This is a genomic window from Mycobacterium sp. GA-2829, from assembly GCF_001499965.1.
In the GTDB taxonomy this organism is placed as follows: Bacteria; Actinomycetota; Actinomycetes; order Mycobacteriales; family Mycobacteriaceae; genus Mycobacterium.
In genome coordinates this window covers 48,382-62,159 of record NZ_LQIT01000027.1, presented here as the reverse complement: position 1 = coordinate 62,159, position 13,778 = coordinate 48,382, and the positions used below count along the sequence as shown (strand labels likewise).

The window sequence follows — 13,778 nt, the reverse complement described above, 5'->3', positions numbered from 1 at the left end:
ACGGTAGCGCCGCCCGGGCGGTCACACACCTGCAGCGCGGACCCGGTGGTGCACGGTCAGCAGGAGGTGGTCGAACGCCGAGCGGGGCGGCAGCGTGTCCTCGTAGTAGAGGGCGGTGAAGTCGGCGAGCAACCGTTCGGCGAAGGTGCGCAGCTTCACCCCGGCCTCGGCGGCGCGCCATTTGAGCAGTTCGAACGCGGCCACCGCGTCGACGCGGTAGACGAGCATGAGCATGCCCTTGGCGCGTTCGATCGCTGCGCGGTGTTCGACCATCGCCGCCGCGGTGGCCGCCGCCATCTCCCGGGAGGAGTCCTCCCGGCGGGTGGGGGTGACGTCGACGTAGAAGCCCTGGGTGCCGACGATCTCGCCGGTCTCGTCGACCAGCCGGTCGGCGATCACGACGACGTCGTGGATGCCGTTGTGGGTGTCGATGATCCGATGGCGGGTGCTGAACGTCCGCCGGGTGCGGCGGATGTCGTCGAGGGTGGCGGCCACGGAGACGTAGTCGTCGGGGTGTTTGTGGGCGAGCACCAGGTCGGTGGTGGGAGCGACGGACCCCGGCTGGTACCCGTGCATCAGGTACACCGGGTCGGACCACTCCCAGCGTTCGTCGGCGAAGTGGTAGCAGAACCATCCGACGTTCTGGGGGGATCCACCGGCCAGCGCCCGCTCCAGCGTCTCTTCGGGCGGCACCCTGCCACAGTAACCCCGCGATGTGACCTCAGCCACCGAATAGTAAGTACAGCCCCATGAAGGTGTAGCCGACCATCACCAGCATCATCGCGAGCTGTCCGGTGATCTGGTTGGTCTTGGGCAACAGCCGCAGCGCGCGGTCGTGTGCGGCGACCACGCCGGCCATGTGCCCGGCGACCACGAACGCCACCTTGAGCGTCGCGAGCACCGACGGGTGCATCGAGAGCAGATAGCTCACCTCGAGATTGCCGATGCCGAGGACGTTCCAGCCGCGCTGCATCGGGTCGGCCAGCAGGATCACCGTCTGCTGACCGCGTTCGACCAGGTAGGTGAGGTAGTGGGCGAAGACGTAGCCGATCACGATCGGGATCAGCGAATGCGCCATCAGGCCGGGTAGCTCGCGCCGCCGCGCCCGGTCCACCCCGCCGGTGGCCATCGCCGCGGCGGTGAACGTCGCGAAGACGACCAGAGCGAACAGTGCCAGCCCGGCGGTCTTGAGCAGCGTCGCCGTCCACGGTCCGGTGGCGGTCGAGTCGACGAAATTGCGCCACACCGGCATCGCCGAGAAGCTGTCGAAGGCCGTCGACCCGAGCAGTACCGACAGCACCGCGACGGTGCCCGGCCGCACCGGAAGCGTCGGCAGATGGTCGAACGGGTTGCCGATGGCGATCCGGCCCGTATCGGGTTGGCGCCGGAACAGCGACAGCCGGGACGCGACGACGCCGTACACCTCGAACGGGTCGGCGCGCGCGCACCACCGCTCCCCGAACCACAGGGCGCCTGCGAACGTCACGCCGAGGTAGATCAGCAGCCAGGTGCGGATGGCGGGCACCGAACCCGGATCGGGGCTGGCGAGCTCCAGCCAGACGAACGCGAACAACCCGAACGCCGCGGGCCAGTATCCGAGCCGCACCAGATACTGGCGCCGGTCGCCGCGGCGGCGCAGACCCAGGACCCGGTACAGGGCGCGCACCGGCGAGATCGCCCGCCACACCGGTCCGATCGCCCACGACACCGCGACCAAGCCGACCCACATGAGCACGTAGAACACGCCGGGCAGCGGGTTCTCGGCGTTCTGCGGACCGAAGAACGCGGCGAGTGCCACCCACACGGTGACCGCCAGTGCGAGCAGCGCAAGGATCCAGCGGGTCACCGGCGCGTCGACGGCGGCGGTCACCCAGGGCGGCAGCGCCCGTCCTGGACGGGTCTCGTCGAAGCGCGGTTTGCGCCAGGCGAGCGCGACCACGGCGAAGGTCGCGGTGAGCGCCCACGCCGCACCGAGCAGCGCATAGGTGTAGGGGATCGGCAGATCCGTGGACCCGCCGAGACCGTGCGCGAGGACCGTGACCTGCGCGCCGGGAGTCACTGCACTTGCACGCTGGCGATCACGCGGTTGAGCTCGTGCAGCTCGATGTCGATGTTGCCCGGCACCTCCGCGGTGAACTGGAACTGCTGCCCGTCCTTGGGCTCCACCTTGAAGGTGTGCTCGGGCACGGAGTGCACATGCAGTTCGTCGGCGGCGTCGCTGTTGACGCGCAACACTATCGGTTCACCGACCTTGCCCTGCAGCCGCGCGTTGGTCGGGGTGACGGTGCCGCCCTCGATGCTGACGTCGATGGTGAGCCGGTCGGCGGGCCGCTGCTGGTCGGTCATGTCCGACGGGCTGATCGTCGACGCGGACGGATTCGGGCTCGACGCCTCCTCGCTGTCCTGGGTGCCGCCGCAGGCGGCGAGCGTCAGAGCCGCCACGGTCGCGATGAGGACTGATCCGGTGCGTCGAGTCACGGGTTCCCTTCTCCGTCGGGGGTGTCGCCGCCCTTGCGGCGATTCTTGGCGGCAATGTAGACGACCACCCCGGCCACCACGAAGGCGGGCGCGAAGGCCGGCACGGCGATCCAGATCGGATGGTCGGCGAGGAGCTGGACGTCCGGTGTCACGGTCATGCCTGGGCCGACGGTTGCAGTTCGGCCTCGCTCCCGCTCGGCTCGCTGTTGTTGATCCGGCCGCCACCCCAGGTGATGCCGGCGATCATCGTCAGCGTGCAGACCAACACCACCAGGCACCCGATCAGCCACAGCGACTGCGGGATGTCGGGGCTGCGCTCACGCTGCAGGATCGTGATCTCCGAGACCATCGGGCGGGTGAACTGCGGTTCGGCGGGCACTTCCTGCGCGCCGATGCCGGGATCACCGGCGAGGTAGATCGGCACGGCCGCCAGCGTCTTGCCGTCGTGCACGCGCAGCAGCGTCTTCCAGGTGCCCGACACCGGCATCGGCTGGGTCGACACGTAGTGGCCCGGGCCGACCTTCTCGAGGTTGTCGACGAACTGACCGCGCTCGTTGGGTAGACCGCCCTGCCAGCCGAGCACCGAGACCCAGTTCGGGTCGTCGCTGACCACGTCGGGCGGGTTGAACCGGACGTCGGCGGTCACGAACCGTGCGCCGTCGACCGCGGGGGCCTCGGTCAAAGTGACCGCGGCGGTGGCGTTCTCGGGCACCTTGTACTGCAGCCCGTTGGCGGCGGCCGCACCGATGGCGACGACGGTCAGGGTGACCAGCCCGACGCCGATCGCCCGGCGGGGCAGGCGTTGACCGGTGAGCACCATGCCGACCATCGCGCCGCAGGCGCCGGTGAGCACCGCGACCGGAATGGACATCGCCAGCGCCTCCGGCCAGAAGCTCGTCGGCCAGGGGAGGTGGTACACGGCGTTGATCCACAACGACTCCAGCCACAGGCCGACGGTGCCGATCCCGAGCCCGGCCACCAGGCCGAACAGCACGGGCCGTTTGATCAACGGGGTGAGTGCGAGGAGTTCGACGACGACCGCGGCGCCGAGGTAGAGCGCGAACCAGTTGACCGGCGCGTCGAGCACCGGGGCCACCGCGAAGGCGACGATCCCGCGCAGGCCGACCGCGATGATCGCGGCGATCAGCGCCGCGCCGCGACCCATGAAGATCCGTGCGCCGACCAGCGCCAGACCCGCGGCCGCTGCGATCAGCATCGGCTGGAACACCTGCCGGAACTGCGGCACCCCGAAGTCGAACTCGATCTGGTAGACCGATGCGCCGATCAGGACGCCGGCAAAGGCCAGGTACTGCACGAACTTCAGCCCGATACCGTCGGCCGGGGCGTCGGCGGGCCGGTCCCTGCGTCCTTCGTGTTCGAGGTAGAGCGCCGCCAGGGTGGAGAAGCCGGCGCCGCCGATCATCATCAGGTGCGTCGGCCCCCACAGCGTGACGTCCTGGCCGAAGATGCGGTGCCAGATGTCGTCGAGCGGAAAGCCCATCAGCGCGTAGAGACCGCAACCGGCCATCACGAGGCCGCCGACCGGCGCGTACCAGTGGTCGGTGATGCGGACCGCCGCCGGGCCCGGACGGTCGAAGGGCAGCACCATGGCGGTGCACCCGGCGACGAAGATGCCGAACAGGCCGATGAGGATGAAGTAATGCGCAGGGTTCGCCAGCGCACCGTCGTCGCGTCCGTTTCCGATGTGCAGGCTGACGTCCCAGATGAAGCCGAACAGCGCGCAGATGATCGAGGCGATGAACATCGCGATCGGCAGCGCCACCCACGGCGGCCGTTTGAATCGTCGGCCCGACCAGTCGGCCAGCTTCGTCAACCAGCTGATCTTGTGGTTGCGGTGCAGGTAGCCGATGTAAAGGAGGATTGCGCTGACGATCACCGCGGCAACCGACAGGCCGATGACCTCATGGATGGCGGTGCCGCCGCCCTCGTCACCCTGCGCCAGCACCGAGACGCCGGAAACCTCGCCGAAGAACTCCACTGTCATCTCCCGGGTTTGGACGGACGGAACTTACTGTTCGGTAATGTTGCCAGAATCTCCAAGGTGAAACCAGGGGTACCGGGTATTTTACGTACCCCCGGGCCACTTGGCGTACGGCACATCCGACGCACGCGGGTGACGTACCCCACGGCGCCGTTCGTCAATCACCCGGCGTGTCGCTAGGGGGTGAGCACCACCTTCACCATGCCGTCCTGCTTCTTCTGGAAGGTCTCGTACGCGCCGGGCGCCTCGGCGAGCGGCAGCCGGTGCGTGGCGAAGTTCTCGACGCCCAGCGGATCCTCGGCGGTCAGCAGCGGCAGGATGTCGGGCACCCAGCGTTTGACGTTGGCCTGCCCCATCCGCATGGTCAGCTGCTTGTCGAACAGCGTCATCATGTTGATCGGATCGGCCGCGCCGCCGTACACCCCCGACAGCGAGATCGTGCCGCCGCGCCGGGCCAGCGAGATCGCCGAGTTCAATGCCGCGAGCCGGTCGATCCCGGCGTTCTTCATGACCACGCGCCCGATCGGGGACGGCAGGAATCCGGCCGCGGTATGCGCCACCTCGGCGATGGGCGAGCCGTGCGCCTCCATGCCGACGGCGTCGATCACCGAGTCCGCGCCGCGACCTTCGGTGAGGTCGGCGACCACGGCGTTGACGTCCTGGCTGCGCAGATCGATGACCTCTTCGCAGTACGGCCGGGCCCGGTCGAGACGCTCTTTCACGAGGTCGACGCCGATCACCCGGCAGTTGTTGTGGTGGGCGGCGATGCGGCACGCCATCGAACCGATCGGCCCGAGCCCGAGCACCACCACGGTGCCGCCGTCGGGGATCTGCGCGTACTCGACGGCCTGCCAGGCGGTCGGCAGCACGTCGGACAGGTAGACGTAACGCTCGTCGGGCCCGTCGTGGGGGACCTTGATGTGGGTGTACTGCGCCTGCGGCACCCGCAGGTACTCGGCCTGGCCGCCGGCCACCTCGCCGTAGAGGGTGGAGTAGCCGAACAGCGCCGCGCCCGTGCCCTGGTCGCGATTCTGCGTGGTCTCGCACTGGCTCTGCAGCCCGTGATCGCACATCCAACAGCTGCCGCACGAGATGTTGAACGGGATCACCACGCGGTCGCCGACCTCCAAGGTGCCCACTGCTGGACCTGTCTCTTCGACCACGCCCATGGCCTCGTGGCCGATGATGTCTCCGGGGTTCATGAACGCGGTGAGCACTTCGTACAGGTGCAGATCGGATCCGCAGATGTTGGTGCTGGTGACCCGGATGATGGCGTCCGTCGGCTCCTTGATCACCGGATCGGGCACGTTGTCGACCGAGACCTTCCGGCGTCCCTGCCAGGTCACTGCGCGCATGCGTCCTCCTCGAGTAGATGTCGAGTCAGAGCGTGCCCACGCCGATTCCGATCAAACGCTCCACTGGGTGACGGGCCGCTCGGCGCGCACACCGTCGACGACGACGTCGACGCGTTCGTCGAAGAAGCAGATGTGGTCGCGCACGGGGGCGCCGTCGTGCAGCGGGTCGCGGTAGGTCCAGGCGACGTCGCGCGGTCCGTCGGGCACCGAGTAGTACGACGCGCGGCCCTTGTAGGCGCAGTAGGACACCGTGTCGCTCGGGGCCAACTCGCCGACGTCGTCGGCGGGCAGGTAGCAGCGCATCGGCAGGTTGGTCTCGAACAGCAGCAGCGGCCGCGACGACTCCGCGAGTACCCGTCCGTCGTACTCGACGCGCACATGGCGGTCGCTGCGCAGGACGTCGATGCGGTGGAACGGATCGTGCGGGTGGCTGACCACGGGTTCGGATTCCTCGCGCCACCCGAAGACGGCGAAGTCGAGCACCACAAAGTCGGCGAAGTCGGGGTCGGCCGGCCGGAACGCGGCGCCCGCGCCGGTCTCCTCACCGGCCACCACGTCGTATGTGGTGCCGTCGCACGAGTGCGCGGTGAACGGCACGGTCGGGTCGAGCATGCGTTGGCCGTCCTCTTCGGCCGCCGATTCGGCGCCGGCGGGAACCAGGTGGGCGGTCAGCGCATCGAGCGGGACGGCGTAGGTCGGCACGATACGGCGCGGCTCCCACACCAGCCGGGCCCGGTCGGTGTCGGCGACCGGTTCCCCGGCCAGCGCCACGCGGATCCGTTTCGGTGTCGGCTCGTAGCGCAACGCGTCGAATGCGGCGCCGAGGACGCCGCTCATCTGCTGGGCCATCCGGCCTCCTGCGTCACTTGCGCGGTGGTTTGAGCACCTTCATCGCCAGCCGCATCACCGATTCCGGCACCCGGTCCTTGGCGCCGAGCGCGGTGTCGGCGGCGCGGCCGCGCAGTACGGTGCCGCGGCCGAAGTAGCGGTTGAGCGGACCGCCGCTCGGTTCGAGGTCGACGTGCAGCGGAGGGGCGCCGTCGGCGGCGCCGAGGGCGCGGGAGATCACCATGCGCTGGATCTCGCTGGTGCCCTCGAAGATCGTGTAGAGCTTGGCGTCGCGGTACCACTTCTCGACGGGGTGGTCGGTGATGTAACCCCAGCCGCCCATCGTCTGGATGGCCCGTTCGGTCGCCTTCACCGCGACCTCGCTGGCCGCCAGCTTCGACATCGACCCCTCACCCCGGTCGAAGGGCACACCGGTGGCGGCCATCCAGGAGGCGCGCCAGGTGAGCAGCCGCGCGGCGTCGATCTGGGTGGCCAGATCGGCCATCGGGAACGAGATGCCCTGGTTGTCGATGATCGGCGCGCCGAACGCCTCCCGCCGGTTGGCGTACTCGGTCATGTATTCCAGTGCGGCGCGGGCGATTCCGAGCGCCTGGGCGGCGACCATCGGACGGGTCTGCTCGAAGGTGCCCAACGCGGCCGAAGATCTGGACGCCCCACCCGCCAATCCTTCAGCGGCTTCGCGCGCCTTGGCGAGTTTGTGCTCGAGCTTCTCCTGTCCGCCGAGCAGGTTCTCGCCGGGGATGCGCACGCCGTCGAACCTCAGCTCCGCAGTGTGGGAGGCGCGACAGCCGAGCTTGTCGAGTTTGCGCACCAGCTCCAGGCCGGGTGTGCCGCCGGGAACGATGAACAGTGCCTGCCCTTTGTGGCCGAGCTCCTGGTCGACGACGGCGTTGACGACGTGGACGTTCGCGATGCCGCCGTTGCCGATCCACATCTTGTGGCCGTCGATGATCCAGTCGTCACCATCGCGCGTCGCGGTGGTGCGCAGGTTGCGCACATCGCTGCCGCCCTCGGGTTCGGAAATCGCCAGCGCGGCGAGTTTGAGATCGCCCGGCGTCCCGAAGCACTCTGGCGCCCACTGCAGCATCTGTTCGGGGGAGGCGGCCTGTCCGATCGCCGACAGCGCCAGGGCGGGCATGACGATCGCGAGGCCGATCCCCGCGCAGCCCCAGAACAGTTCCTCCATGAACATGGGCAGCGACAGTCCGGTCGGGTCGCCGATCAGGTCGCGGTAGAACAGCGGACTGTAGAACCCCCGCTGGGCGGCCTCCTCCAGCACGGGCCACGGGAACTCCTGGCGCTGGTCGTATTCGAGCGCCACCGGGCGGATGCACTGCTCCGCGAACTCATGCGTGCGCCGCGCGAGATCATGCTGCGCGAGCGTGGGTCTCAGGTCGAAGGTCATCGAACGTTCGGATAACCGGTGATCGGCGGGGTGAAACCAACGTTTGCGTGCGCAAACATGAAACGAGGGGCGCCCCGTGTCGGGACGCCCCTCGTAGGTGTTCGGATCAGCGGACGGTGACCCAGACGATGCGGTCGTCGTTGTCGTAACGCACCGAGACGATCTTGGACTGGTCGAGCGGCTTGACCATGCCCTGGTGGGTCACCCGAATTGCGTAGCCGCGGTCGTCGAGCTGCTCGATCGCGTTCTGGGCGTTGCCCGGGCCGGCCGGGGCGGCCTGTGCAGGGGTGGCCAGGCCGAGGAACCCGGTGGCGACGGCGCCGGCGACGATGGTGGCGAATCCGATCTTGTTCATGTCCTGCTTCTTTCTATCCCTCAAGGTGTGCGTGCGAGCCGTGTGGCCACTGGCGTGGATTCGTCGCGGTTCGAACGTCTTCGGTGACCGTTCCGGGGGCCCTCCGTTCCGGTCTGCACTGGTAAACCCGCTGGTCAACGATTTAATTCCACTGGCAGTAATTGATTGACGAGTGGCAGGATGTTTTGGTTCATTCTTTTGCTCGGATAGCACAGCTTCGTAATGTGGACAGGTCGTGATCTGCACTCGCAAACGAGTGCGGACCGACGGCGCGGGCGGCGGCGTTCGAACGTATGATCGAACTCGTGGGCGATTTGCAGGGGATCGGCTACAACGGGCAGCCGGTACCGCCGCCGTTCCGGCGGGTGGATCCGCCGGTGCCGGTATTGGTGGACCTCGGGGTGCTGTTTCCCCGGGAACCGCACCGGCACGGCGGTTACAACCCGGCCGGGCTGCAGATGCACGCCGTCGTGGAGGGGCGCCTGACGTGTTGGGGGATGTGCGAACAGGGCTACTGGTGGGGCCTGGTCACCTACGACATCGCCTACGGCGCGCAGCGCAAATCGGTCACCCACTGGGTGCCCGCGTGGGTGCTCAAGCGGCAGATGGATCCTCGGTGACGGCATCGATGCGGCGCTGCGCCTCGCCGGGAGAGATACGCAGCCGCTGGGCCAGCACCTCGGCAGGGGTCCGGTGGGACGGGCCGCCGATGGTGACGAGCCGGCCGGTCAGCCGACGTTCCACCTCATGCACCTGTTCGCGCAGCCGGCCGAGGCGGAGCAGTGCGGACTGGGCGTCCGCCCGGCTCAAGCCGGCCACTGGCAGCGCGCTGAGCTGCCCCGACAGCACCTCGACGGTGTCCATCGCATCCATGACCTGATCTCGTATCGAACTCATGTTCGACACGTTAGCGGGGGTGGGTGACAAGTCGGCGCCGATATCGTGGACTCCATGTCCCCGAGGTATGCGACCGCCGACAGCGTCGACCGCGATGACCTGCTCGAGTTCGTGCGGTCCCGGCACAAGATGGTGCTCACCACCTTCCGTGCCGACGGCACACTGCAGAGTTCGCCGGTCACCGGCGGCGTGGACGAGTCGGGGCGGATCGTGATCGCGAGCTATCCGCAGCGCGCCAAGACCGCGAACATCCGGCGGGCGGGCCGGGCCAGCGTGACCGTGCTCTCCGACGAGTTCAACGGGCCGTACGTCCAGGTGGACGGCGATGCGGAGGTGGTCGGCCTGCCCGAGGCGGTCGACGCGCTGGTCGACTACTACCGCGCGATCGCGGGCGAACACCCGGACTGGGACGAATACCGCCGAGCGATGGTCGACCAGGGCAAGTGTCTGATCCGGCTCACCCCCACCCGGTGGGGACCGGTCGCCACCGGTGGTTTCCCGCCGCCCGCCGACGGCTGAACAGGACATGCCGGTGTCGTTGTGATAGTCAGGCACCTGCGGACGCATTGCGTCGCCTAGCACGTCAAACTATAGTCTGGACACATGTCCAGAAGGTTCGGAGTCTCTGCGTGAATCGATTCGACCAGCTCAGCGCCACGCGGCCCAGCCTCGGATCGATCTGAGTATGCGTATCGCATTGCTGTCCTACCGCAGCAAAACGCACTGCGGCGGCCAGGGGGTCTACGTCCGCCACCTCAGCCGCGGGCTCGCCGACCTCGGTCACGACGTCGAGGTGTTCTCCGGCCAGCCCTACCCCGAAGGCCTCGATCCGCGGGTTCGGCTGACGAAGGTGCCCAGCCTCGACCTCTACCGCGAACCCGATCCGTTCCGGGTGCCGCGCCCCAGTGAGATCCGGGACCGCATCGACCTGCTGGAACTGCTGACGACGTGGACCGCCGCGTTCCCCGAACCCAAGACGTTCACGATGCGCGTGGCTCGCCTGCTGGCCGGGCGGCGCGGCGACTTCGACGTCGTCCACGACAACCAGAGCCTCGGCACCGACCTGCTGAAGATCGCGGACATGGGGCTGCCGGTGGTGGCCACCGTGCACCACCCGATCACCCGCGACAAGGTGGTCGACGTGGCGGCCGCGCGCTGGTGGCGCAAACCGCTGGTGCGCCGCTGGTACGCCTTCGCCGAGATGCAGAAGAAAGTCGCCCGCCGGATTCCGGAACTGCTCACCGTCTCGTCGTCGTCGGCCAACGACATCGCCGAGGACTTCGGCGTCGCACCCGAGCAGTTGCACGTCGTCCCGCTCGGGGTGAACACCGAACTGTTCCGGCCCGCCGAGCACCGGGTGAGCGGCCGCATCATCGCCATCGCCAGCGCCGACGTACCGCTCAAGGGTGTCAGTCACCTGCTGCACGCGGTGGCGCGGCTACGGGTCGAGCGCAACCTCGACGTGCAGCTGGTCTCGAAGCTCGAGCCCAACGGGCCGACCGAGAAGCTGATCGCCGAACTCGGCATCTCCGACATCGTGCACAGTTCGAGCGGGCTGTCCGACGAGGAACTCGCGGCGCTGCTCGCATCCGCCGAGGTCGCCTGCATCCCGTCGCTGTACGAGGGTTTCTCGCTGCCCGCGGTGGAGGCGATGGCCAGCGGGACACCGATCGTGGCCAGCCGCGCGGGGGCGCTGCCCGAGGTGGTCGGCGAGAACGACGAGTGCGCTCGCCTGGTGGCGCCCGGTGACGTCGACGAACTCACCGCCGCACTCGGCGAGCTGCTGGACTCGCCCGCCACCCGGCACCGGCTGGGAGCGGCGGGCCGCCGTCGTGCGCTCGACGTGTTCAGCTGGGAATCAGTTGCCGCGCAGACGGTTTCGGTCTACAAGAAGGCGATGGCACATGCTGACCGTTGATTTCGACCGGCTGGGAGTCGGGCCGGGCACCAAGGTGATCGACGTCGGCTGCGGTGCGGGCAGGCACACGTTCGAGGCGTACCGGCGCGGGGCCGACGTGATCGGCTTCGACCAGAACGCCCAGGACCTCAACGACGTCGACGAGATCCTGCAGGCGATGAAGGCTCAGGGCGAGGTGCCGGCGTCGGCGAAAGCCGAAGCGGTCAAGGGTGATGCGCTCGATCTGCCGTATGCCGACGGCACGTTCGACTGTGTGATCGCCTCGGAGATCCTCGAACACGTCCCGCAGGACACCGTCGCGATCGGTGAACTGGTGCGGGTGCTCAAGCCCGGCGGAAAGCTCGCGATCACCGTGCCGCGCTGGCTGCCCGAGCGGATCTGCTGGCTGCTGTCGGACGAGTACCACGCCAACGAGGGCGGCCACATCCGGATCTACAAGGCCGACGAACTGCGCGACAAGGTGACCGACCGCGGGATGCGGTTCACCCACAGCCACCACGCCCACGCCCTGCATTCACCGTTCTGGTGGCTCAAATGCGCTGTGGGAACGGAGAAGAACGACCACCCCGCCGTCGCGGCGTACCACAAGCTGCTGGTGTGGGACATGATCTCGGCGCCTTGGCTGACCCGCCGCGGGGAGGAACTGCTCAACCCGCTGATCGGCAAGAGCGTCGCCCTCTACTTCGAGAAGCCGGATGTCCGCGGCTGAGCTGCCCGGGATCCCCGGCGTCTTCACCCCGGCCCAGTGTCGGCAGACCGCGGAGTCCATTGCCGCCGAACAGGAGTCCTCAGGCGCGATTCCGTGGTTCCGCGGCGGGCACACCGACCCCTGGGACCACGTCGAGTCCGCGATGGCGCTGACCGTCGCGGGTCTGCTGGAACCGGCGCGCGCTGCCTACGACTGGTGCCGCACCACGCAGCGGCCCGACGGGTCCTGGCCGATCCAGTTCCGCAACGGCGTGATCGAGGACGCCAACAGCGACAGCAACTTCTGCGCCTACATCGCTGCGGGCGTCTGGCATCATCTGCTGATCACCGGTGACCGCTCCTTCGCCGAGGCCATGTGGCCCGTGGTGTCCAAGGCCGTCGACTTCGTCCTCGGTCTGCAGCGCCCCAACGGTGAGATCTCCTGGGCGCAAAGCGAATCCGGTCCCATCCCCGAGGCCCTGCTGACCGGGTGCGCGAGCATCCACCACAGCATGCGGTGCGCGCTCGCACTCGCCGACTACATCGGCGAACCGCAGCCCGAATGGGAGGTCGCCGTCGGCCGGTTGGGCCACGCGATCGTCGCGCATCCCGGCTCGTTCGTGCCGAAGGACCGGCACGCGATGGAGTGGTACTACCCGGTGCTCTGCGGTGCGCTGCGCGGCCCGGCCGCCCGGGCCCGGATCGACGACCGCTGGCACGATTTCGTCGTTCCGGACCTCGGCATCCGGTGTGTCGACGACCGGCCCTGGGTCACCGGCGCCGAGACCTGCGAGCTGGTGATGGCGCTCGACGCCATCGGTGACCGGGTGCGGGCGCACCAGCAGTTCGCCGCCATGCACCACCTGCGGGAGGCGGACGGATCCTATTGGACCGGACTGGTTTTCGCCGACGGCAAGCGCTGGCCGGAGGAACGCACCACGTGGACCGGGGCCGCGGTCATCCTGGCCGCGGACGCGCTGACCGGCGCGACGCCGGGCAGCGGGATCTTCCGCGGTGCGGATCTCCCGCGCGGCCTCGAAGACGAGTTCGACTGCGCCTGCGCCGTCAGCGACCGCTGACTTCTGGCGTTGACTCTGCGCCCACGGCGGTCGCCACTCGCACAATGGCGCCGTGAGCGCAGAGTCAGCGACCGCTGTTCACTCCAGCGAGCCGGCCTGTCCCGCAGTGCGTTCCAGCACCCGCATGGATCCGGTCACGGTGACCTCGCGGAACGCCCCGGTGCCCAGCGCGCGCTGGTAGATGTGGAACGGCGCCTGTCCGCCCTCGTCGGGATTCGGGAACACGTCGTGGATGATCAGTGCACCGCCGGGTTCCACCCACCTGGCCCAGCCCTCGAAGTCGCGCTGCGCGGCCTCCTCGGTGTGACCGCCGTCGATGAACAAGAGCCGCAACGGCGTTCGCCATCCGCGGGCCACCACCGGTGAGCGGCCGACCACCGCGACGACGTGGTCCTCGAGGTCGGCGGCGTCGAGGGTGTGGCGCATGGTGGGCAGGGTGTCGAAGCGCCCGGTGACGGGGTCGACCATGGTGGTGTCGTGGTACTCCCAGCCGGGCTGGTGTTCCTCGGAGCCGTGGTGGTGGTCGACGGTGTAGACCACACCGCCGGTCTCCTGCGCCGCCGCGCCCAGCATCAGCGTGGACTTGCCGCAGTAGGTACCGATTTCGACGCCGATCCCGTCGCCGAGGTAGCGGATCGCGGTGTCGTACAGCGTGCGTCCCTCGTCGGCCGGCATGAAGCCGACGGCCTCGTCGGCGAGCGCGAACAGCCGCGCGGCGCGGGGCGGGAGATCAGTGTCGGTGAGGCTCATGGT

16 protein-coding genes are annotated in these 13,778 nt (G+C 68.7%); 5 read left to right on the top strand and 11 right to left on the bottom strand.

The window, feature by feature from the left end:
- Positions 1-21 precede the first annotated feature (21 nt).
- From AU194_RS17340 to AU194_RS17305, 9 genes are all read right to left on the bottom strand, one after another.
- Positions 22-693, bottom strand: coding sequence for an ANTAR domain-containing protein (locus AU194_RS17340; RefSeq protein ID WP_059090483.1), 672 nt, complete (start codon positions 691-693; stop codon positions 22-24).
- 28 nt (positions 694-721) lie between these two features.
- Complete coding sequence (locus AU194_RS17335) at positions 722-2,059, bottom strand: hypothetical protein (RefSeq protein WP_059090482.1); 1,338 nt, start codon at positions 2,057-2,059, stop codon at positions 722-724.
- Positions 2,056-2,478: a hypothetical protein gene (locus AU194_RS17330; protein WP_059090481.1), complete on the bottom strand. Its 423-nt coding sequence runs from the start codon at positions 2,476-2,478 to the stop codon at positions 2,056-2,058. Before AU194_RS17330 ends, AU194_RS17335 begins: the two co-directional genes overlap by 4 nt.
- Positions 2,475-2,636 (bottom strand): hypothetical protein, encoded by a 162-nt coding sequence (locus AU194_RS32235; protein ID WP_197417649.1) that lies wholly within the window; start codon positions 2,634-2,636, stop codon positions 2,475-2,477. Before AU194_RS32235 ends, AU194_RS17330 begins: the two co-directional genes overlap by 4 nt.
- Positions 2,633-4,483, bottom strand: coding sequence for a hypothetical protein (locus AU194_RS17325; RefSeq protein ID WP_197417648.1), 1,851 nt, complete (start codon positions 4,481-4,483; stop codon positions 2,633-2,635). The genes AU194_RS32235 and AU194_RS17325 overlap by 4 nt, the downstream gene beginning before the upstream one ends.
- Before the next feature lie 173 nt (positions 4,484-4,656).
- On the bottom strand, positions 4,657-5,835 hold the full coding sequence (locus tag AU194_RS17320; protein WP_059090480.1) for a zinc-dependent alcohol dehydrogenase: 1,179 nt from the start codon (positions 5,833-5,835) through the stop codon (positions 4,657-4,659).
- Between the two features lie 51 nt (positions 5,836-5,886).
- Positions 5,887-6,684, bottom strand: a complete 798-nt coding sequence (locus AU194_RS17315) for a DUF427 domain-containing protein (protein WP_059090479.1) — start codon at positions 6,682-6,684, stop codon at positions 5,887-5,889.
- 13 nt (positions 6,685-6,697) lie between these two features.
- On the bottom strand, positions 6,698-8,089 hold the full coding sequence (locus AU194_RS17310; RefSeq protein WP_059090478.1) for an acyl-CoA dehydrogenase family protein: 1,392 nt from the start codon (positions 8,087-8,089) through the stop codon (positions 6,698-6,700).
- A 106-nt stretch (positions 8,090-8,195) separates the two neighbouring features.
- Entirely contained in the window at positions 8,196-8,444 is a 249-nt protein-coding gene (locus tag AU194_RS17305; protein WP_059090477.1) for a hypothetical protein, read from the bottom strand.
- Between the two features lie 293 nt (positions 8,445-8,737).
- On the opposite strand from AU194_RS17305, the gene AU194_RS17300 reads away from it, so the two are divergent.
- Positions 8,738-9,064 (top strand): hypothetical protein, encoded by a 327-nt coding sequence (locus AU194_RS17300; RefSeq protein WP_197417647.1) that lies wholly within the window; start codon positions 8,738-8,740, stop codon positions 9,062-9,064.
- Here AU194_RS17300 and AU194_RS17295 read toward each other — a convergent pair.
- Positions 9,039-9,341 carry a hypothetical protein gene (locus AU194_RS17295; RefSeq protein WP_059090476.1) on the bottom strand — a complete coding sequence of 101 codons (303 nt, stop codon included), beginning with the start codon at positions 9,339-9,341 and terminating at the stop codon, positions 9,039-9,041. The two genes, AU194_RS17300 and AU194_RS17295, sit on opposite strands and share 26 nt — an antisense overlap.
- 54 nt (positions 9,342-9,395) lie before the next feature.
- Between AU194_RS17295 and AU194_RS17290 the strand changes: the two genes are divergently transcribed.
- From AU194_RS17290 to AU194_RS17275, 4 genes are all read left to right on the top strand, one after another.
- Entirely contained in the window at positions 9,396-9,860 is a 465-nt protein-coding gene (locus AU194_RS17290; protein ID WP_059090502.1) for a PPOX class F420-dependent oxidoreductase, read from the top strand.
- Positions 9,861-10,026: 166 nt separating this feature from the next.
- Complete coding sequence (locus tag AU194_RS17285) at positions 10,027-11,259, top strand: glycosyltransferase family 4 protein (RefSeq protein WP_059090475.1); 1,233 nt, start codon at positions 10,027-10,029, stop codon at positions 11,257-11,259.
- Positions 11,246-11,968 (top strand): class I SAM-dependent methyltransferase, encoded by a 723-nt coding sequence (locus AU194_RS17280; RefSeq protein WP_059090474.1) that lies wholly within the window; start codon positions 11,246-11,248, stop codon positions 11,966-11,968. The genes AU194_RS17285 and AU194_RS17280 overlap by 14 nt, the downstream gene beginning before the upstream one ends.
- On the top strand, positions 11,955-13,025 hold the full coding sequence (locus AU194_RS17275) for a prenyltransferase (protein ID WP_059090473.1): 1,071 nt from the start codon (positions 11,955-11,957) through the stop codon (positions 13,023-13,025). Before AU194_RS17280 ends, AU194_RS17275 begins: the two co-directional genes overlap by 14 nt.
- A gap of 78 nt (positions 13,026-13,103) precedes the next feature.
- On the opposite strand, the gene AU194_RS17270 is transcribed toward AU194_RS17275, so the two are convergent.
- Entirely contained in the window at positions 13,104-13,775 is a 672-nt protein-coding gene (locus tag AU194_RS17270; RefSeq protein WP_059090501.1) for a class I SAM-dependent methyltransferase, read from the bottom strand.
- Positions 13,776-13,778: the final 3 nt, after the last annotated feature.